This is a genomic window from Brevibacillus sp. TJ4, assembly GCF_044627595.2.
Taxonomy (GTDB): domain Bacteria; phylum Bacillota; class Bacilli; order Brevibacillales; family Brevibacillaceae; genus Brevibacillus.
On record NZ_CP185865.1, the window covers coordinates 1502727 to 1523167 of the forward strand.

At 54.6% G+C, this 20441-nt stretch carries 18 protein-coding genes and 1 other RNA gene; 14 read left to right on the forward strand and 5 right to left on the reverse strand.

The genetic code is table 11. The annotated features are described in order from the left end of the window. Positions 1 to 6: 6 nt before the first annotated feature. The 5 genes from ACAF76_RS07185 (at position 7) to ACAF76_RS07205 (ending at position 6379) form a co-directional block, all read left to right on the forward strand. Positions 7 to 1104: a carbamoyl phosphate synthase small subunit gene (locus ACAF76_RS07185; protein ID WP_400163249.1), complete on the forward strand. Its 1098-nt coding sequence runs from the start codon at positions 7 to 9 to the stop codon at positions 1102 to 1104. After that, the gene (gene carB / locus ACAF76_RS07190) at positions 1088 to 4300 is read left to right on the forward strand and encodes a carbamoyl-phosphate synthase large subunit (protein WP_400163250.1); all 3213 of its coding nucleotides are present in this window, start codon (positions 1088 to 1090) and stop codon (positions 4298 to 4300) included. The genes ACAF76_RS07185 and carB overlap by 17 nt, the downstream gene beginning before the upstream one ends. Positions 4301 to 4319: 19 nt before the next feature. Then, on the forward strand, positions 4320 to 5066 hold the full coding sequence (gene pyrF, locus ACAF76_RS07195) for an orotidine-5'-phosphate decarboxylase (RefSeq protein ID WP_400163251.1): 747 nt from the start codon (positions 4320 to 4322) through the stop codon (positions 5064 to 5066). 68 nt (positions 5067 to 5134) lie between these two features. Then, the gene (gene pyrE, locus ACAF76_RS07200; protein ID WP_400163252.1) at positions 5135 to 5764 is read left to right on the forward strand and encodes an orotate phosphoribosyltransferase; all 630 of its coding nucleotides are present in this window, start codon (positions 5135 to 5137) and stop codon (positions 5762 to 5764) included. Positions 5765 to 5902: 138 nt separating this feature from the next. Further along, positions 5903 to 6379: a hypothetical protein gene (locus ACAF76_RS07205; RefSeq protein ID WP_400163253.1), complete on the forward strand. Its 477-nt coding sequence runs from the start codon at positions 5903 to 5905 to the stop codon at positions 6377 to 6379. A gap of 142 nt (positions 6380 to 6521) precedes the next feature. Here the strand turns inward: ACAF76_RS07205 and ACAF76_RS07210 are convergent, their stop codons facing one another. Together ACAF76_RS07210 and ACAF76_RS07215 are read right to left on the reverse strand one after the other, a co-directional pair. Continuing rightward, positions 6522 to 7736, reverse strand: a complete 1215-nt coding sequence (locus ACAF76_RS07210) for a saccharopine dehydrogenase family protein (RefSeq protein ID WP_400163254.1) — start codon at positions 7734 to 7736, stop codon at positions 6522 to 6524. A gap of 518 nt (positions 7737 to 8254) precedes the next feature. Then, positions 8255 to 9460 carry a CapA family protein gene (locus ACAF76_RS07215; RefSeq protein ID WP_400163255.1) on the reverse strand — a complete coding sequence of 402 codons (1206 nt, stop codon included), beginning with the start codon at positions 9458 to 9460 and terminating at the stop codon, positions 8255 to 8257. Positions 9461 to 9573: 113 nt separating this feature from the next. On the opposite strand from ACAF76_RS07215, the gene ACAF76_RS07220 reads away from it, so the two are divergent. Beyond that, complete coding sequence (locus tag ACAF76_RS07220) at positions 9574 to 10380, forward strand: VOC family protein (protein ID WP_400163256.1); 807 nt, start codon at positions 9574 to 9576, stop codon at positions 10378 to 10380. Between the two features lie 158 nt (positions 10381 to 10538). Here the strand turns inward: ACAF76_RS07220 and ACAF76_RS07225 are convergent, their stop codons facing one another. Both ACAF76_RS07225 and ACAF76_RS07230 read right to left on the reverse strand, forming a co-directional pair. Then, complete coding sequence (locus tag ACAF76_RS07225) at positions 10539 to 11039, reverse strand: CcdC family protein (RefSeq protein ID WP_400163257.1); 501 nt, start codon at positions 11037 to 11039, stop codon at positions 10539 to 10541. Between the two features lie 95 nt (positions 11040 to 11134). Further along, a complete protein-coding gene (locus ACAF76_RS07230) occupies positions 11135 to 12340 on the reverse strand; it encodes an MFS transporter (protein ID WP_400163258.1) in 1206 nt (401 codons plus the stop codon). A 262-nt stretch (positions 12341 to 12602) separates the two neighbouring features. Between ACAF76_RS07230 and ACAF76_RS07235 the strand changes: the two genes are divergently transcribed. Beyond that, a complete protein-coding gene (locus ACAF76_RS07235; RefSeq protein WP_400163259.1) occupies positions 12603 to 13286 on the forward strand; it encodes a CPBP family intramembrane glutamic endopeptidase in 684 nt (227 codons plus the stop codon). Between the two features lie 62 nt (positions 13287 to 13348). Here ACAF76_RS07235 and ACAF76_RS07240 read toward each other — a convergent pair whose 3' ends face one another. Further along, the gene (locus tag ACAF76_RS07240) at positions 13349 to 13888 is read right to left on the reverse strand and encodes a DUF309 domain-containing protein (protein ID WP_400163260.1); all 540 of its coding nucleotides are present in this window, start codon (positions 13886 to 13888) and stop codon (positions 13349 to 13351) included. 88 nt (positions 13889 to 13976) lie between these two features. On the opposite strand from ACAF76_RS07240, the gene ACAF76_RS07245 reads away from it, so the two are divergent. From ACAF76_RS07245 to ACAF76_RS07275, 7 genes are all read left to right on the forward strand, one after another. Beyond that, positions 13977 to 14225 (forward strand): hypothetical protein, encoded by a 249-nt coding sequence (locus tag ACAF76_RS07245; protein ID WP_400163261.1) that lies wholly within the window; start codon positions 13977 to 13979, stop codon positions 14223 to 14225. Between the two features lie 141 nt (positions 14226 to 14366). Next, complete coding sequence (locus tag ACAF76_RS07250) at positions 14367 to 15305, forward strand: GntR family transcriptional regulator (protein ID WP_400163262.1); 939 nt, start codon at positions 14367 to 14369, stop codon at positions 15303 to 15305. A gap of 504 nt (positions 15306 to 15809) precedes the next feature. After that, entirely contained in the window at positions 15810 to 16166 is a 357-nt protein-coding gene (locus tag ACAF76_RS07255; protein ID WP_400163263.1) for a DUF4870 domain-containing protein, read from the forward strand. A gap of 98 nt (positions 16167 to 16264) precedes the next feature. Continuing rightward, positions 16265 to 17425 (forward strand): CaiB/BaiF CoA transferase family protein, encoded by a 1161-nt coding sequence (locus tag ACAF76_RS07260; RefSeq protein WP_400163264.1) that lies wholly within the window; start codon positions 16265 to 16267, stop codon positions 17423 to 17425. 5 nt (positions 17426 to 17430) lie between these two features. Beyond that, positions 17431 to 18210, forward strand: a complete 780-nt coding sequence (locus ACAF76_RS07265; RefSeq protein ID WP_400163265.1) for an enoyl-CoA hydratase/isomerase family protein — start codon at positions 17431 to 17433, stop codon at positions 18208 to 18210. A gap of 63 nt (positions 18211 to 18273) precedes the next feature. Next, a non-coding RNA gene (gene ssrS / locus ACAF76_RS07270) (6S RNA) lies at positions 18274 to 18467 on the forward strand. 472 nt (positions 18468 to 18939) lie between these two features. Continuing rightward, positions 18940 to 20394 carry an Msr family ABC-F type ribosomal protection protein gene (locus ACAF76_RS07275; protein WP_400163266.1) on the forward strand — a complete coding sequence of 485 codons (1455 nt, stop codon included), beginning with the start codon at positions 18940 to 18942 and terminating at the stop codon, positions 20392 to 20394. Positions 20395 to 20441 lie beyond the last annotated feature (47 nt).

Sequence of the window (20441 nt, forward strand, 5' to 3'; positions counted from 1 at the left end):
AAGGAGATGCGTGCAAGACTGATCTTGGAAGATGGTACAGAATTGATCGGGAAAGCCTTTGGCGCGACGAAGGAAAGTTTTGGAGAAGTCGTGTTCAACACGGGCTTGACCGGCTATCAGGAGGTACTGTCAGACCCGTCGTACTGCGGCCAAATCGTCACCATGACCTACCCGCTGATCGGCAACTACGGAATCAACCGGGACGACTTCGAAGCGGTGCGTCCGTACATCCACGGCTTTGTCGTCCGCGAGCACTGCGACATGCCGAGCAACTGGCGCAACACCAACACGCTGGACGAATTGCTCAAATCGTATGATATCCCCGGCATTTCCGGCGTTGATACACGGATGCTGACCCGAAAAATCCGTTACCACGGTACGATGAAAGGGATGATCACGACAAGCGAGGCCCCGCTGGCAGAGCTGGTCGCTTCCCTGGGCAAGGCAGAGCTGATGACAGATCAAGTATCGCGCGTCTCCACGAAGAGCGTGTTTAGCTGCCCGGGTACCGGTCATCGCGTCGTCCTCGTCGACTTTGGCAGCAAGCACGGCATCCTCCGCGAGCTGACCAAGCGCAATTGCGACGTCGTCGTAGTTCCGTACAATGTGACCGCAGACGAGATTCGCCGCATCCAGCCAGACGGTATCCTGTTGTCCAACGGCCCCGGAGACCCGAAAGACGTCCCGGAGGCAATCGAGATGATCCAAAGCATACTGGGCGAGTACCCGTTGTTCGGGATTTGCCTCGGTCACCAGCTTTTCTCCCTTGCATCGGGCGCAGACACGATCAAGCTGAAATTCGGCCATCGCGGCGGCAACCACCCGGTGAAGGAATTGACGACGGGACGCACGTTTATCACGTCCCAGAACCACAGCTACGCTGTAATGGAAGAATCGCTCCAGGGAACGGAGCTGGAAATGACCCACGTTGCCTTGAATGACGGCACGATCGAAGGAGTCCGCAACCTGGCGAAAAACGCCTTTTCCGTCCAGTACCATCCGGAAGCAGCCCCTGGCCCGTATGATTCCGGCTACCTGTTTGACCAGTTTCTCGCGATGATGGATACCGCTAAGGAGGAGAAAACCCATGCCAAAACACGCTGATCTGAAAAAAATCCTCGTGATCGGTTCCGGTCCGATCGTCATCGGGCAAGCGGCAGAGTTTGACTACGCCGGCACGCAAGCATGTGAAGCGCTGAAAGAAGAGGGGATGGAGGTCGTCCTGATCAACTCCAACCCCGCGACGATTATGACCGACACCAACATGGCGGATAAAGTATACATCGAGCCGATTACACCGGAATTCGTCGCACGCGTCATCCGTCAGGAAAAACCGGATGGCCTGCTGCCGACATTAGGCGGACAAACCGGGCTGAACATGGCAGTCGCCCTGGCAGAGCAAGGTGTGCTGGAGCAGGAAAACGTAAAGCTGCTCGGCACCAAGCTGGGATCGATCAAGCAGGCGGAGGACCGCGACCTGTTCCGTGCCCTGATGAACGAGCTGGGCGAGCCGGTACCGGAATCCGTCATCGTCAGCACGGTCGATGAGGCAGTCGATTTTGCCAACGAGATCGGCTACCCGATTATCGTGCGTCCTGCCTACACGCTCGGAGGTACTGGCGGAGGGATTTGCGCAGACGAAGAAACACTGCGTGAGATCGTCGCGAGCGGCCTGAAATACTCCCCGATTACCCAGTGCCTGATCGAGAAAAGCATTGCCGGCATGAAGGAAATCGAATACGAAGTCATGCGCGACGCCAACGACAACTGCATCGTCGTCTGCAATATGGAAAACATCGACCCGGTCGGCGTACACACAGGCGACTCGATCGTCGTGGCACCGAGCCAGACGCTGTCTGACCGCGAGTACCAGATGCTGCGTTCCTCCGCTCTGCGGATCATTCGCGCGCTGGGTATCGAAGGCGGCTGCAACGTGCAGTACGCGCTCGACCCGTACAGCTTCCAATACTACGTCATCGAGGTCAACCCGCGTGTGAGCCGTTCCTCCGCGCTGGCTTCCAAGGCGACGGGCTACCCGATCGCCAAGATGGCGGCGAAAATCGCCATCGGCTATACGCTGGACGAGTTGAAAAACCCGGTGACAGGACAGACGTACGCTTGCTTCGAGCCGACGCTGGACTACGTGGTGAGCAAAATTCCGCGCTGGCCGTTCGACAAGTTCCAGTCCGCCAACCGCAAACTGGGTACGCAGATGAAAGCGACCGGGGAAGTCATGGCGATCGGCAGAACTTTCGAAGAGTCGATGATGAAAGCGATCCGCTCGCTGGAGGTAGGCTGTTACCACCTGGAGATCAAGGACGCTGACCAGATCAGCGAAGACGAATTGACCAGACGGATGATCGACGCCGACGACGAGCGCCTGTTCCTTCTGGCGGAGGCGATGCGTCGCGGCTGGACGATCGAGAAGCTGCACGACTTGACCAAAATCGATCTCTTCTTCCTGCACAAGCTGCACAACATCGTCGCCTTTGAATCCGTCCTGGCGAAAGGGCTGACGGCAGAAACGCTGTACGAAGCCAAGCGTCTCGGCTTTACCGACAGAAAGATTGCCGAGCTGTCGGGACAAAGCGAGGATGCGGTGCGCGACCTGTGCAAACAACACGGCTTTGTACCAGTGTACAAGATGGTCGACACCTGCGCCGCTGAATTTGAAGCGCAGACACCGTACTACTACTCGAGCTACGAAGTCGAGGATGAGCGCATCGACACGGGCAAAAAGCGCGTGGTCGTGCTCGGCTCCGGTCCGATCCGCATCGGGCAGGGAATCGAATTCGACTATGCGACTGTACATGCAGTCTGGGCACTGAAAGAAGCGGGCTATGAAGCCGTCATCATCAACAATAACCCGGAGACCGTCTCGACGGATTTCAACACTTCGGACAGACTGTATTTCGAACCGCTTTACATCGAAGACGTAATGAACATTCTCGACGTGGAAAAGCCAGAGGGCGTCATCGTCCAGTTTGGCGGGCAGACGGCGATCAACCTCGCAGACAAGCTGGCTGCGCGCGGCATCAAGATTTTGGGCACGAGCCTGGAAAATATCGACGCCGCCGAAAACCGCGAGAAATTTGAGGCGCTGTTGCGCAGTCTGGAAATCGCGCAACCGCCGGGAAAAACCGTCACATCGGTAGAGCAGGCTGTCGTAGCGGCAGAGAGACTCGGCTATCCGGTGCTGGTACGTCCGTCGTACGTACTGGGCGGACGGGCGATGGAAATCGTCTACAACGAATCAGAGCTTCTGGAGTACATGGAAAAGGCAGTAAAGATCAACCCGGATCACCCCGTGCTGGTCGACCGCTACATGGTCGGTGTGGAAGCGGAGGTTGACGCGATATGCGACGGTGAAAATGTACTGATTCCGGGGATTATGGAGCATATCGAGCGGGCTGGCGTCCACTCCGGTGACTCGATTGCCGTCTACCCGCCGCAATCGCTGTCGCAGGAAATCAAGGACGAGCTGATCGAGATGACGACCAAGCTGGCGCGGGCGCTGCAAGTAAAAGGTCTGCTCAACATCCAGTTTGTCATCTACAAAAACCGCCCTTATGTGATCGAGGTCAACCCGCGCTCGTCGCGTACCGTGCCGTTCCTCTCCAAAGTGACGGGCATCCCGATGGCTAACATCGCGACCAAGGCGATCCTCGGACATTCGATTGTCGAGCAGGGATTCACGCCAGGCTATCATCCGGAAGAAAGCGTCGTCTCTGTAAAGGTGCCGGTCTTCTCCTTTGCCAAGCTGCGCCGCGTAGACATTACGCTGGGGCCGGAAATGAAGTCGACCGGTGAAGTAATGGGTCGCGAATCGACACTGGCAAAGGCGCTGTACAAAGGCCTGGTTGCTGCCGGGATGAACATCCCGACAAAAGGGGCGCTGCTCGTCACTGTGGCTGACAAGGACAAGGAAGAGGCGCTGGGCATCGTCAAGCGTTTCCGCCAGCTCGGCTTCAAGCTGCTGGCTACGTCCGGGACGGCGGATTACCTGGAGCAGGCAGGACTGCCTGTTACCCGCGTCAACAAGCTCTCGGAAGGCACGCCAAACCTGCTGGACATGATCCACACCGGAGAAGCCAACATCGTGCTGAATACGTTGACCAAAGGCAAGACGCCGCAGCGCGACGGCTTCCGCATCCGCCGGGAAGCAGTGGAAAACGGCGCGGTTTGCCTCACTTCGCTGGATACGGCGACAGCGCTGCTGCATGTGCTGGAGACAATCACGTTTTCTGCCGAAGCAATGCCCGCACAGCGCGAGGGTGCGAAAATCGCGGTGACAATCTAAGCGGAAAGAGGGAGTAACGATGTTGCCTCAAACGGCCGATGTGAGAGAACGCATGATTGTGGCGCTCGACTTTGCCACCATGGAGGAGGTCAAGCAGTGCCTGTCTGTCCTGCATGGACGGATTCGCTACGTGAAGGTGGGCATGGAGCTGAGCTATGCGCAAGGCCCCTCCATCGTCAACTACTTAAAAGATCAAGGGTTGAAAGTGTTTCTCGACCTGAAGATACACGACATCCCCAACACGGCAAAAGGGGCGATGCGAAGTCTGGCCAAGCTCGGCATGGACATGGTAAACGTCCACGCCGCAGGCGGTCTTGCCATGATGGAAGCGGCGCGGGAAGGGTTGGAGCAGGGCACCGTCGCTGGTGCTCCCCGTCCACTCCTGATTGGCGTGACGATGCTCACATCGACATCAAAGCGAACGATGAATGAAGAGTTGCTCATTTCCGGGGAAGTCGAGGATACGGTGCTGCACTATGCCAAGCTGACCAAGCAAGCGGGCTTGGACGGCATCGTCGCTTCACCGCTCGAGGTCCCGTTCATCAAAAAGGAGCTGGGGGATTCGTTTATCACGGTGACGCCGGGAATACGCCCGCTGGGAGCAGACCAGGGAGATCAGACGAGAATTACGACCCCGGAACAGGCATTTCGTCTGGGCAGTGACTACCTCGTCATCGGACGGGCGATCACTGCGGCGAACGATCCGGTCGCTGCATGGGAGCGCATCGTGGAAGCAGTAGAGGAAGATCGGGCGAACCAAGCCTGATCTCCCCTGCACATCTGCCCACTGGTATGCCATGATGGCACATCATACGTAAGAGAGGACTTGATTGTATGACGACAGCAAAAGAAATCGCAGGCAGCCTGTTATCGATCGGAGCTGTCCACCTGCGGCCCGACCAGCCTTTTACCTGGACTTCCGGCATCAAGTCGCCGATCTACTGCGACAATCGGATTACGATGTCGTACCCGGCCGTTCGCCGGCAGATCGCCAGCGCTTTTGCCCAACTCATCCGCGAACGCTATCCGCAGGCACAAGTCGTGGCCGGCACCGCGACCGCAGGTATTCCGCATGCGGCATGGGTGGCTGAACTGCTCGATTTGCCGATGATCTACGTGCGCGACAAGGCAAAAGGGCACGGACGGCAAAACCAGATTGAAGGCGCGCTGGCAGCAGGACAAAAAGTGGTCGTGATCGAGGACTTGATTTCGACAGGCGGCAGCTCGCTGAAGGCAGCGCAGGCTGTACAGATGGAAGGCGGCGAGGTGCTGGGCGTGGTCGCCATCTTCAGCTATCAGTTCCCGGACGCCGAGCAGCTTTTTGCCGACGCGGGGATTCCATGCACGACGATCTCCCAGTACACGGCACTGTTGGAGGCAGCACGCGAACAGGGCGTGATTACGGCGGAGCAGGAACAACTGTTGTCCGAGTGGCGCAAATCTCCACGTACGTTTTTTGCGTAAAGATCAACTTCATATCGTGAACGAAAACAAAAGTGGAAGTGGCAATCTGGCTGCATCCACTTTTTTGTTGCCATCTTTTCACCCGCAAATCGGACAAGGTATGGTACTATGCTCATGTACGTGGAAGGAGAGAGTCAGATGAAGAAGCTGAAAATGCATGCTATCGCTTGCCTGTCTGCTGTTTTTTTACTGGCGGGTTGTAGCGGTGATCCCGTAAAAGAAGATGCTGCGCAGTATCTTGAGACTGACCTGCTCAAAGTGGCTGCACAGGAAAAACTGATTATTGAACAGTTTGCGCAAATTTCCGCAAGTAATCTGGACCCGGATTCTCTGTATCAGGCACTCGATGAACAGGTTGTCGGGAAATATGCGAGCTTCGTGGAAGAACTGGAGAAGATTCAACCGAAGACGCCAGAGGTGCAGCAGGTTCATGCCCAATACGTTGAGGCTGTTCGTATGAATCAAGAGGCATTTCATTTGATCGCCGAGTCTTTGAAGGAAAAAAACAATGAGCAGTACAACGCCGCTCGTGCCAAACTGGCTGAGGCTTCAGAAAAAATAAAAGAAAGCAAGGAAGCGATGAAGCAATTGGCCGATCAATATGACATCCAGTAGTATTTATCACGTCGTGCCGCGACAAGTTTCTCCACGCTTGTCCCCCAGACCTGCGCAATTTCCGTAACTACAGCGGTATCGCCACATCAAAAAACCGCTCGTGCCACACCATGGTGGACACGAGCGGTTTTTTTCGTATATTTCAACTTACGCCTGACGTGCTTTGCAGGAGAGGGGAGGTTTTTTCAATCACATCCCACATCATGCCACGCTTTTTCAGTCGTTCCAAGAAGGGTACAGGGTCGATCAGCTCCGGCGGTATGCAACCCGTTTGCTGCAGCAGTCCCTCAGCCATCATGTCGACTGCGACGACAGGCGGTATGCCCGTCTGCCAGATCGTGGCCTGGAACTCGGTCTTGTAAAAAACCTCGTCATGGTTGGCAATCGTATAGACGTAAACTTCTTTTCGTTTGTTATCCTTTTTCCCTTTGACCAGTGCTCCGACGCAGGAATAGCCGTGGATTTTGCCAGCCAGGTCGGCAGGCTTCGGCATCGTGGTGACGACGACATCACGGGGGGCGACTTTCACCCCTTTGACCTCAATCTCTTCGTCACTGTCCAGTCCCAGGTAGCTGAGCACCTTCAAGGTATTGACAAAGTCGGGATGAAGCGCGTATTTGAAATCGACGTACTTGCATCCTTTTGCCCTGCCGATCGTTTCGCCAAGCGTCGTCGCTTCCTCGTGCTCGACGTTGTAGCAATCGAGCCAGCCGATTGGCTCCGGGAATTCGAATTCTTCCTTGTTGGCAAAAGGCGTGGGCAGGTACTGTTCCCCTTTGTCCGCGGTCCAGAAGTTTGGCTTGGCCAGACATTCCTGTATGGCCGTCTGCGGACTGAAGTAGGAGCAGAAGCCGTCGTAATCCACAATCGAGTTGTCCCCGTCGCGGATCAAGATCGCATCGACTTCATCCAGTTGATCCACCGCATACCGGGCGGCAATATTGGAAAAGCCCGGGTCGCAGCCAAGGCCCATGATTCCCAAGATTCCGGCACTGCGGAACTTGTCATTCCAGGCGAGCTGCTTGCGGAGCCACTGCGGTCCCGAAGAGGCAGTGTCAATGTAATGGGTCTTGGTGTTGAGGCATGCCTTCATCACTTCGAAGTTGTTTTCCGGCAGGCCGATATGAAGCAGCACATCGATATCTTCACAAATCGCCTGCAGACTGGATACATCCCGGGCATCTACCCGTTTTACCTGAATCTCGACGTCGGTTTCCCGACGCAATTCGGCAGCCAGTTCCTCTGCCGGTCCTGTTGAAATATCGGCTAAAACCAGTTTCGTTAAATAGTTTGTTTTGACAAGTTCACACGCACTGACTTGTCCTACTCCTCCAACGCCTACTATTGCGACTCTCATAGAGTCCTCCTCCATTTCGGTTAAGTCTATCTTCGCATTCGAAACAGCCATTTTTGCAAATGCCAGTCTGCATTTGCGATGTAAAGGGATACCCAAGTTGCGTTGTCAATTGGTTCACGAGGACGCAGTCTCATGAATGTTACCTCCTTCTTTCTACATAGAATGGTCGGGCGAGTCGATCCGTTCACCCCCTGTACCGAAAAACAGAAATCAGCCTTCACAGATGTGTATGAGAGACTTCAAGTGTCCCATGACAGCGTAAGAAGCGCATATACAGATTTTTCTGTTATTCGTGGACAGGAAGGCAGACGATTCTGCCCTAATTCCATTATTCCTGATTGTCGAAGGAAAATCCTGTTTATTTTTTCGTGAAAGTGCATAAAAAAGGTTTTCTTGAAGAAAACAGGGAATTGGCGAATCACGGCAGAAACGAGGGAACGCGAGGGGATAAGGGACGCTGGGAGAGCGTTGCGGGTCAGGCAGCACGAGTGATGACGGCTGCCTGACCCGCAAGCAAATCAATCGGTATCGGGTGGTAAGGGATTGTTTTCCTCATTAGTGCGCAGGGCAGAGGATTTCTGAACGGTTCCGTCTGGCAGGATCGTGGCATTGGCCGAAATGGACTCGATTCGCTTCAGCAGCGCCGCTCCCTCGGCTTCTTGCATTGGCACGGGGCGGGCAAGTTCGGTGTAGAACGGGAGCACGCGCAAGTCGCAGTCGCCAGCTTTGGTGCAGCTTGCCGTAACGACCATGCTTTCCCACGTTTTGGGCTCGGTCGAACGGGTGAAGACGAAGTTGCCGAGGCTGTATACGACCCACTTGCCGTCGATGTTTTCCAGTCCTTGCACGACGTGAGGATGGCCGCCGACGATCAGGTCGGCTCCGGCTTCGAGGTAGGCTTTTGCCAGCGTTTTCTGGTGCTCGACGGGAAAGTCCTTTCGCTCCTCGCCCCAATGTGCAATGACAACGACGACATCGGCGTTGGCGTCGGCCTCCCGAATCGCCTGAACAGCACGCGCAGGGTCGTACGTAGCGGCAACTCCCGGCTTGTTTTTTCCGGCGTACCAGCTTACCTCGGGAATGACCCGGCTAAAGCCGAGCACTGCCAGCCTGATGCCGTTTTTTTCTACATATACAGGCGCGTACGCTTGGTCCATGTCGCGGCCAGCACCGACGTACTGGATCTGGTTGGCTTCGAGTGCGGAAAATGTATCGAGCAATCCCTCCACACCTTGGTCCATACTGTGGTTATTGGCGAGATTTACAGCGTCAATGCCTGCTTCTTTCATGGCGGGCAGGGCTTCTGGCGGAGACTTGTAGACGAATGCTTTGTCGGCATGGGGCGTTCCCCGACTCGTCACTGGCGTTTCCAGGTTGGCGATCGTATAGTCGTCTGCGTGCAGCATCTGGCGTACGTAGGAATAGGGGTAGTCAAAGCCTTTTTCCAGCAAGGTTTTCTCCACGTTGCCGGACACCATGACATCTCCCAGGAAGGTCAGATTGATGCGCGGCTCCGGTTGCGGAGGCACCTCTTCGTTCGGCTGGCCGGACGGCTGCTGGGGGCTGCTGGAGAAGTCGCGGGTGAACTCGTTGATGAGCAGGTAGACACCCGATGCGGTAACAGCGAGAATAGAGAAGAGCAAGGTTCGAAATGCTACCAATTTCCATGTATTGCGCTTTTTCTTACGCTGGCTTTGAAGTCGTTGCATTCTTGTCTGATTCATAGCGTACCCCTTTACAATCGTTGGAAAACATTGGAACATTCTTATATTATAACAAATGAAAATACGAGAAGAAAACAGGAAACGAGAACCCATTTTGGAGGAGGCCATCGCTCATGGATCTTGCCTTTGACCATGTCGTTCATTTTTTGCGGCGCGAACCTGCCGAAGCTGCTGCGGCATTTGCAGTGTGTGGTTTTCACACTGTTCCGGGAGGGCGGCATCTCCCGTGGGGCACATGGAACGCCCTCAGCTATTTTGACCTGTCCTACGTCGAGTTTTTCGCGGTCGAGCAGGCGGAGATCGCCAGCAAGTCGGACAATCCCCTCGTCCGCCAACTGGTAGACGATAGTTCGCTCGGTGAAGGCTTCGGGCAGATCGCCTTGCGCACCACGCAAATGGACGAGTGGGCTAGGCGGCTTATGACAAAAGACTTGTCCATAACAGGACCGCTGCAGGGAAGCAGGATGCGCGAGGACGGCACGGAAATTCGCTGGCGCATGCTGTTTGTGGAGACAGGCAAAAGCGGTTTTCGGCCCCCGTTTTTGATCGAGTGGGCACAGCCGGACGAGGAACGAAGAGCAGACTTGTCGCTGCGAGGAGTCATCGCGTCGCATCCGAACGAAACGCGCGTACTGGCCGGGATCGGATACGCGGTTCACGACCTGGAACAAGCCGCACAGCGGTGGAAAAACTGGTTTGCCGGTGAGAGCAGTCCCGTTTTTTACGACGTTTGTACGGACGCCTGGTGCACCCGTTTTTCGCTGCCGGGCGCAGATGTTTGCTTTTGCCAGCCAAAAGGCGAAGGGCTTGCTTTCCAGGCGTTGCGGACACGCGGCGAGAGACCTTTTATCGCCTGGGTCAAAGGAGGGGAAACCGCCCGCGAATGGCAGGTGTGCGGCGGCCTTTATCGTACAGAGTGACAACAGGCAATCAGCCAGCTATGTGCCGATACTCGATGAGAGGACTTGCTGCGGATTCAAATGGATACAACGAGAAAACTCCCGATGCGCCGCTGTAGCTGCACGCGGGAGTTTGTCTGTCCTGTGAGACGATTCTTGTGGTGATTCCATTTTTGGCTTTATGCCCGCAGTACCTTTTTTACCAACTGGCGATAGTTGTACAGCATCGCTACCCGCCAGGAGACCAGCATGCCAAAGGCGAGGACGAAAAACAGCCCGGCTGTCTGGATCGTCGTGAACGAGTCGTTAATCAAGAGCTTGATGATGATGCGTACGACCAGCAGTCCGCCCAGGATGATAAACAGGAGTGGCGAAGGCTTGAGGTAAATATCCTGTCCGATGACTTCGAAGCGGGAGCTGATAATCAGCGGGATGGAGAACAAAACCCCGAGAAGCAGCGCGATCGCTTCGTACATTGGAGACGTCGCCGCCCCTGGAAAGAGGAACATGGCGAAGCCGGTAGCCATAAAAAACGGCGGCAAAATGATGCTTTTGACGGAAACCGGTTTTCGGGCCCGGCGCATCCTGAGAAAAATGACGCCGACAGCCATGATCAGCGGTATAACAAGGCCAACTACGGAAGAGGAGTTAAGCCATGAGAGCAACAGGTTCAAATCCATGCATGTAAACCTCCCGAGCTGTTTGCCATAATCACCCTACTAGTGTACACCATCTGCAAAAGGGAAGGAAGCCGGTCCTCCTCTGGCGGGACAGATCAGGCGGCGGCGGGACTGTCGTCGTCGGCACGCACGTCGAGCTTGTGCCGCCTGCTGTAGAACAGGGTGAGAATCCCAGCCAGCAGTGTAGCCGTTCCGACACAGAGCAGGTACCCGGCCAGCCCCAGCAGATCCAGACAGACCCCGGTAATTCCCAAGGCGATCAGGAAAAAGCAGCGGTCGAGCATGCTTTTGAACGAGAAAAAGCGTCCTTGCTGGTTGGGCGCAAGCCGTTTTTGAAAAATGGTCGTTGTGACCGGAAAGAAGAAAGCGACGATAAAGCCAAAAAAGGCAAAAGACGTCAGCACCATTGTCCGGCTTTCGACAAACGACATTCCGTATTGCGAAACGGAAAAGAAAAACAGCATCAGCGTCGAGGCTGCCACCAGATTGCGGCTGCCTACCCAGCGTTTGGCCAAAATCCCGCCAATCAAAATGCTGATCCCTTCGGCGGCGAAAATCCAGCCCATCAATTGCGGTTCGCCCTGAATTTCGCTGAAGTTGAGAATCATCAGATTGACGCCGCCCAAAAACAACGTAATCAAGCCCGTATTCACCAGGCCGACCATTACAGCGGGGTCTTTGCGCGAGATCGTCAGCACCTCGCGAAATTCCACCTTTTCCTTGCTGTTTCGGGCGGGTGCGTTCGGAATGTGGACAAAGAAGGTGATGATCGCCAGTGCTGCGTAGGCGACCATGGAAAACAGGTACAACTGGAACAGCTCCACGGAAACGACGAGGATACCGCCTACCGCCGTCCCACAAATGCGCGACAGTGTGGAAATATTCAGATACGCGCTGTTCGCTTTCAGCAGTTCATCTTTGCTCAGGATCGCCGGAAGCGAAGACTGGATGGTCGGGAAGTAAAAGGCGGCAGAGCTCTGCATGACCACGAGGGCGACGATCATCCACAACAGCGAGTCGTAGGCGAGTGCCGGGAACATGAGGATCGGGCTGAGGAAGCGAACCCAACTGGAGTAGATCATAACCTTTCGTTTGTCGTAGGTGTCGATTACTACCCCCGCTTTGGGCGAGAGCAGGATACTGGCTGCCAGACCGCACATCAGCACGAGTGCTTTCAGCGTGTCGGAGGGGATCAGGCCTTGCATAAAGTGCAGATTGGCGATAATGAAAATCCACATGCCAGCACCTGCGATTACTTCTCCTGTCATCAGCAAGAGAAACGTACGGTTTTTCCACAACATTCAGGCCACCCCTAATCAAAATATTTGGAACGCTCCAGCAATGGAGGCGCACAGGCGCACGTCCATGCTGGAGCGCAAGAAGTCGCTCATGTTTTGAGGAGGCTTCGATAAAACTTTTCTGATTGCTTTAGAAGACCAAAACAGTATACCACCATTTGCAGGATTTGTATATTCAGCCAATCGAAAGTATGCGGGACAGTCTGACAGGGAAGCCTATGCTTCATACCCAGTACGCATTTTTCGGAAAGGAAGCATCGTTTTGATGTCGCGAAATCGCTCGCTATTGCTTCTGCTCGTCTATGGAATGGTCGCTACGCTGGCGATTTTTTACGGATTGGTGGAGCGGCAGAGCCTGTTTGTGACCTTTGTCGCCTTTCATTTGCTCGTATGCCTGGGCATACCGCTGCTGCACGGCTGGCGGGAGGGAAAGCTCGCGGCCCACTGGAGGGCAGCTTGGGGAGTGTATGACACGCGGGGCGCGCGTTTTGGGCTTATTCTCGGGTTGATCCAAATGGTCGGCGTAATGTCTGGCATTTGGCTTCTGCTGCGTACGGAGGGCAGGGCGGAGGAGATCCGCGCTATCCTGCAAAACTGGGGCTTGCATGGCGGGTGGCTTGGGCTGTTTGCGCTGTACCTCATCATAGTAAACTCTCTGCTGGAAGAGCTGATGTGGAGAGGCTTTGTCCTCCAGCGCTTGCAGCAGGTGATGAGCAGACCGGCGGCTATTATGCTGTCCAGCTTGTTTTTCTCGCTCTATCACTTCATCATCGTCTCTGTCTTGTTCAATCCGCTCTGGGGCGTGTTTCTCACTGCCCTCGTGTTCGGGGCAGGAGTGCTCTGGGCCTGGATGAAAAGCATGTTTCCTTCAGTCTACCCGACCTGGTTCAGCCACATGCTTGTCGACGTCGGCATCGCCGCATCGGTTGTCTGGTGGATTTACCGGTAGCGACGCGTACGAAGAAAAGCCGGAAGCATCCCTTGGCGGGCACTGTCGGCTTTTTTCGCATTTCAGGATTGTGTCTTTCCGCCGCGCTGCTTTTGGCGCAATTCCAGTTGGCGCAAGCGCTCATCGAAAACGTCGCGGCGATCGCGCAAGGTGTGCTTGTTTAGCAAAAAGTGATCGTCCAGGTCGCTTTCCTGCTGAAGTGGAAGGTTTTGTTCCGCACATGCCTGTTCATAGGCGCGTTGCAAGGCGGGATCGGCTACGGGCAAGTTGAGGCTGTGGTACGGCGCACCTGCCTCGATCGCTTCCAGCCGTTCGTGCAGCAGTTGCGCCAGGCGCGGACCGTCCAGACCCAGCTTTGCCAAGGCAACTTGCTGCTGCTCGACTAAGCGAACTGCGTTTGCCATCATTTTTGCCGCCCCCTGCCAGTTGCTTCGGCGGTGGTGGTACAAAGACACGGCGATCTGGATCAAGGCAACCCAGACCGGCTTGCGCTCGCCTGGCGGGTCGCTCTTCCAATGTTCTTCGAGTATTTCATGGCATTCGAAATAATCGCGTTTGGCATGAAAGAAAACGAGGTAGTCCAGGTAGGGTTTTGGATACACGGGCTATCACCTCACTGCTTGGTTTTCGGCCAATTCCCTGTATACTATTATAGAGCAAATATCGCAGAAGACGAGGTGCCTGGAAAAGATGACGAAACAAGAATTGATGGAAATTCTGGAAAAGAACCAGATGACAGAAGTAATCGAGTTGATCGAGGATGCAGAAGCGGGCAATCTGGAGGAGCTGGAGCTGGTCGAGAGCCTGGGGCTGTTGATGGACCCGGAGCTGAATCGGGAAGTGCTGCAGCTTTTGCAAAGCCTGGGCGTCACGATCATCTACGTCACGGATGAGGACGACGAGGGAGACGAAGCCGAGGACAATTCCGACGACGAATAAATGGGAGTGCCAAGCAGTCGAGCAGGTGATGCCTGCCCGGCTTTTCTTTTTTTGGATTTGATTTCCAACGTGTCCGTCTATTGACGGTTTTCAGAGTATTCATATAGAGTAAAAAACAAGAAATGGAAGAGAGGTGCGCCAGTGTTACGTCTCACATTGCAAAAGGATTCCCATGTTTCTTATCACGAACAGCTGTATCAACAGATTTCATCTTTGATACGAAGCGGAGAATTGCCGCCGCACCAACAGCTTCCCACAGTGAGAGAACTGGCTGCCCTCCTGAAGATTAACTACAACACGGTGCGCAGCGTGTATCTGCGATTGCAACAGGAGGGAATGGTAGATTCGCGACAAGGAAGAGGGACGATCGTCAGCAATATTGTCAACGATCCGCAAATGATGCGCAATCCGGCACATCTCGCCTTGCTCGCCAAGGAGACGCTGCACAAGGTAAAGGCGATGGGTTACTCCATCGATGAATTCTCGCGGCTGCTCTCTGCGATGATGCAGGAGATCAACCAGTTCCCTGTGCTGTTTTTGCGCTTCACGGAGCTGGAGCTGTCCGAGTATTTGCGCCTGGTCCAGTACCATTTGCCCAGCGCCATGGTGGAGGGCAGGACTTTTTCGGATTTCTTCGACTGTCTTGAGGGCGACAATCGCTTCCTGTACGAGTACAAGGCGATAGTGACCACACCATCGGTGAATATCCGGCAGCAGTTGCCCAAAGATGCACCGCCAATCGTCAGCCTCGACTTTATACCCGACCCGACGATTGTCATTCCCGCTTTGGAAGCCTATCCGCGCCATACCAAGGTCGGCCTGATCTGTGCGACCATTCGCGGTGCGGAGGGGATGATGTCCGACTTGCACAACGCCGGGATCAACCATCTCGACCTGCGCATGATCGAAGCCAACCATCCCGATGTGTTTGAATTGATCGCCAGTTGCGACGTAGTCTATATATCGAAGCCGGGGTACATGACCAGACCCCACCTGCTCACCTTGCCTAAAGTGAAGGAGTACCAGGAAATCCCCGACCACCACGGGATCACCGAATTGCGCAAAATTGTAACGCAGTAGCGTGCAACTCCAAGGATACTGGCTATTCGCCCTGCGTGACAGGGGCTGATTTTATGCAGGCATAGTCATGTAACCAGTGCGGATGACCACTAACCTTCATACCCTGTTGGTGTACCGAACAAGAGGGGGTGAGGTTGTGAGTTGCGGATGCGGAAAATCCAGATGCAAATACTACTGCAAAAAATGCTGTAAGAAGAAATATTACAAAAAACATTGCTACTACAAGCCTTATTACAAAACGGAGTGCAAGAGCTACAGTCATCACGACGGTTACCGCCATGGCCATCACCACGGATCTCACGATGGCTATCATCGTGGACACGAGTCTTCCGGTTACGGATACGAAAGCCACGGTGGGTACAGAGGAAAATACTAGTCAATCAAACAAAAAGGCCCCTTGCACAGGGTGCCTTTTTGTTGCTAGTACGCTTTTTTTTTGGTTTCCACTTTTCGGAATGAATTCGGTATACTGGTAATAAATCCGAATGAGGAGTGGGGAGCAGGGTGAATGCACATTCCGAAATCGTAAAAGAAGAACGCATCTGGGCTATCGTCAGCCATTTGTCCGCGCTGTGCAGCTTGCTGATTCCATTGGGAAATGTCATCGGGCCTTTGGTAATTTGGCTGATCAAGCGGGAGAGCAGCCCGTACGTGGCCGAGCATGCAAAAGAAGCGCTCAATTTCAATATCAGCATCACGCTGTACTCGGCTTTTGCCACGCTGTTGCTCTTGGTGTACGTCGGCGTCGTACTGTTGACAGCCATCTTTTTGTTCTGGCTCATATCGCTGATCATCGCTGCGATGCGGGCCAATGACAACAAGATGTTCCGCTACCGGCTGAGCTTTCGCTTTATCAAATAGATTTTCAATATACAAAATATTCACTCCACAAACAGGAAGACTGCACACGGCCAACGAATGATCAAAGATGGCGATCAGGCGTAAAGGGGTGGCTACGGATGTTGACAGGCGTTACGGTTGTCGATTTTTCCCGTCGTCTTTCCGGCTTCATCTGCTCCATGAGATTGGCTGATATGGGCGCGGAGATCATCACGATAGAAGCGTTTTCACCAGAGGAACTGAGCAGTGTGCCACAAGCTGCCGGCTCACAGGCCAGGGAGACGGGAGCATGTTACCTGGGTTCGCAGCGCAATCACAAAAAAATTGCGCTGAATTTGCGTACAGGCGAGGGAAGGGCGCTCGCGTTTGCTCTGGCGAGACAAGCGGACGTGGTGGTGGAGAGTTATCGTCCCGGAGTGTTGCGCCATTTGGGTTTGGACTACGATCGTCTGTGGGAATCGCATCCGGCAGTGGTCTATTGCTCCTTGACCAGCTACGGACAAAGCGGCGAGCTGTACCAGGCCGGGGGAGAGGACCTGAATGTTCAGGCGATCAGCGGCTTTTTGTCGCTCGTGCGCGATGCAGAAGGAAGACCGGTCGTAGCAGAGCTTCCGATCGCCGAGTTTGCGGCAGGACTGTATGCCAGCGAACAGATTTGCGCGGCACTGGTACAGCGGTATCGCACCGGCCGAGGAGCGTATCTGGACACAGCTTCCGCTGACTTGCTCACGTCCTGGATCGGTCTGCACGAGCTGCTCAGCCAAGCCGGGAACAGCCAGTACCCGGCGAAGGATTTGCTCGCCTGCCAGGCATACGAGACGTCAGACGGGCTGTACGTCATGCTGGCTGCGCGCGAAGAGAAGTATTGGCACAACTTTTGTCGGGCGGTGGGCCGGGCAGACTGGGAGACTCTGCACGCTGCCACAGCGGATTTGTTTCCCGAGGTGTACGAAGACATGAAGGCGCTGTTTTTGACGCGGACGCAGGCGGAGTGGAACGAGCTGGGGACTGAGGCGGACTGCTGCCTGACGGCCGTGGAGGAAGCGGAACAATGGGCGAAAAACCGCTATGCGATCAGTCGCGAGATCGCCGACACTTTGCCGCAGATCGCGTACATACCGGGACCTGCGCCGCCGACCAAACGCAGGTGGCCACCCTGGCAGGCAGACCGGACGCAGGATGTGTTGATGAGACGATTGAAGCTGACCGAACAAGATGTGCGCAGTTTGCAGGAACGAGGGGTAATACCCGAGCGGATGACAGGAGCGAAAGGGGTATGACGGCGATGGGCGATCAAAGTTTGAACCCGCCAGTGTGGACACAGTGCGAAGGGGGCGTCTGGACGATCACGCTGAACCGCCCCCGCGTGCTGAACGCGATGACCGTGGAGATGTTTGAACTGCTGGAGGAAGCGATCGAACAGGGAGCGCGCGAGCAGGAGGCAGAAGTGGTGCTGCTTCGCGGAAGCGGGGGGAATTTCTGCTCCGGCGCAGACCTGAGCGTGCTCAGCTCGCTGCGCGACGAGACGCAGGCCGAGCAAGCATTGAACACCATCAATCGCTTTTTGGAGGCGCTGCATCGGATGCCGAAGCCGGTCGTGGCATTGATCGAAGGAGCAGCGGTGGGAGCGGGGCTGAATCTGGCGCTGCACGCCGACTTTGTCGTCGCTGCCGAAGATGCTCTGTTGCAGGAGCCGTTTGTCCAGATCGGCCTGACGACTGATTTTGGCGGTACCTACTTGCTCCCGAGGCTGGTCGGAATGGTCCAGGCGAAGCGGCTTGCCTTGCTGGGCGACAAGCTGACGGGAAAAGAAGCAGAGCAAATCGGGCTGATTTACAAGGCCGTCGAAGCCTCCCGGATCGAAGAGGAGGTCGAGCAGTTGATCAGCAGATTGCGGAAAATCCCGCCCAAGGCGTACGCGATCACCAAGCACGGGTTGCAGAACAGTCTGGAGCACGACCTGAGCCATGCGTTGCAGTGGGAGAAGGAGCAGCAGCCAGCCTTGATTGTGCAGCCTGAATTCGCATCGCTGGTCAGTGCCAGGCTGAACAAGGCACAGGGTTGACAAAAAATTGGAAAGAATATCCGTTGAGCCGCCATACGCTCTGTGGTAAAGTATAACTAACAAAAGATCCTGCGATGTTCGTAAGCCGTAAATGTTTCTAACCTTATACGTATGATTCGGGAGACTAATTTTCGTGATGGATGTCAGGCCCACCTCTCCACGGGAGATGCATGGGAAGGCAGAAGTGCAAAAAGTGTCACCCACCTGTGTGAGCGCAGGTTATAGAAACATGAGGTCAACGGCAGAGCGGGGAATGCAAACGCAACCACTTGGATGAACGTCCGGGTGGTTTTTTACATATTCGCTTCACGACGAAGAGATTTCCAGCGGATCGGGGTCTGGATTTTTTTCATCAAAGCCTTTATACTGGTGCTGACTATGCAAAGGAGCGATAGACGCTGGCATTTCTGCAGCGATACTGATTCCTGAACACAGGCATCAAAAAAGCACTCGGTCTGAGGGCTTGTTTGCCATGTGTGCGAATCGGTGTGGTTGTAGACGAATGACGTGATCGCTCTACGGGATACCCATGCCAATTTTGTGTACACAGAGCAGACGCCTGTGTATTTTTTATGTGCAAAAAATGCTGTACATTGCGCGATAATACGATCTAGGGGGAACAAGCATGCAGTTCTTGCTCTTTCATTGATACCGATGCGGGCTTTTCGCATAAGCTCGTATCGGTACTTTGCTACCGGTACGAAATCAAGAATTTCGGAGGTAGTGAAGATGGAAAAAATCTGTTTCGAACTCGAAAATAGTACCGTCACCTATTTGGATAAAACCGTGCTGAGCATCGAGCGGCTGGCTGTGCACCAATTCGACCGGATTGGCATCGTCGGTGAGAACGGAGCGGGAAAAAGCACGTTGCTCAAGCTGCTTGCCGGCCACATAAAGCCGACAGGCGGGAGCGTAAACGTACACGCAACGTACCATTATTTCGAACAACTGGCACCGCCTGCACACGTCGAGGCCGACCCTGCGCTGCTCGGAAAGCTGTCTGTACCGTCAGACACGCAGCAGCTCAGCGGGGGAGAGCAGACGAGGCTGAAGCTGGCCGGATTGTTTTCGGATTACTGCGAAGTGCTGCTGCTCGACGAGCCGACGACACATCTGGACCAGGATGGCATCGCCTTTTTCGTGGAGCAACTGCGGTATTACTACGGTGCCTTGTTGCTCGTCAGCCACGACCGAGCAGTCCTCGATGAGCTGGTGACCACGATTTGGGAAGTGCGCGACGGACGCGTGCGGGTGTATGCAGGCAATTACAGCGATTATGTGAAGCAAAAACAGGTCGAGCGTCTTCAGCACATCCAGGCTCACGAGCAATACGTCAAAGAAAAAAGCCGCTTGGAGCGTGCCGCCGAAGAAAAAATGAAAAAGGCGGAAAAAATCGCACAGGCAGGAAGTCGCTCCAAAAAAGAAACGAAGGCAAAAGCAAACCGCATGTTTGAGACGAAATCGAAGGGCACGAGCCAAAAAGCGGTGCACCGTGCAGCGAAAGCGATTGAACAGCGGATGGACAAACTGCAGGCGGTGGAAGCCGTACGGGAAGAAAGGCAGATCATCTTCCGGCAGACAGAAGCCGTCAAGCTGCACAACAAGTTTCCGGTGATGGCAGAGGGTTTGACGCTGCAGGCAGGAGGAAAGCTGTTGCTAGACGATGTCAGCTTCCAATTTCCACTCGGCAAAAAGATCGCGATTACAGGAGCCAATGGAACGGGAAAAAGTACATTGCTGCGCCACATTGCGACGAACACAGAGGGACTGATTGTGTCGCCCAAAGCCAGGATCGGCTACTTTGAGCAAATGAGCTATTTGTTTACCGAGGATGAGAGCGTCCTGCAATTTTTGAAAAACCGCAGCGAATACGATGACGGCTTTTTGCGCAGTGTCCTGCACGCGATGTGCTTTGTCGGCACTGATATCCAAAAAAGCGTAAAGTCGCTTAGCGGCGGCGAGGCGATACGGCTGCGTCTGTGCCAACTGTTTTTGGGGGCGTACAACATTTTGCTTTTGGACGAACCGACGAATTTCCTGGATCTTCGTGCGATTGAGGCGTTGGAACAGTTTATGTCCGCCTATGAAGGAACCGTGATCTTTGTCTCCCATGATGAGATGTTCAGGCGGCATGTCGCAGACCTTCAGTATGTCATTTCCGGACAAAAGCTGATCCCCGTGTAGTCCTGCCAAGCAAAACACCATCGAGAGCGTCGCCTCGATGGTGTTTT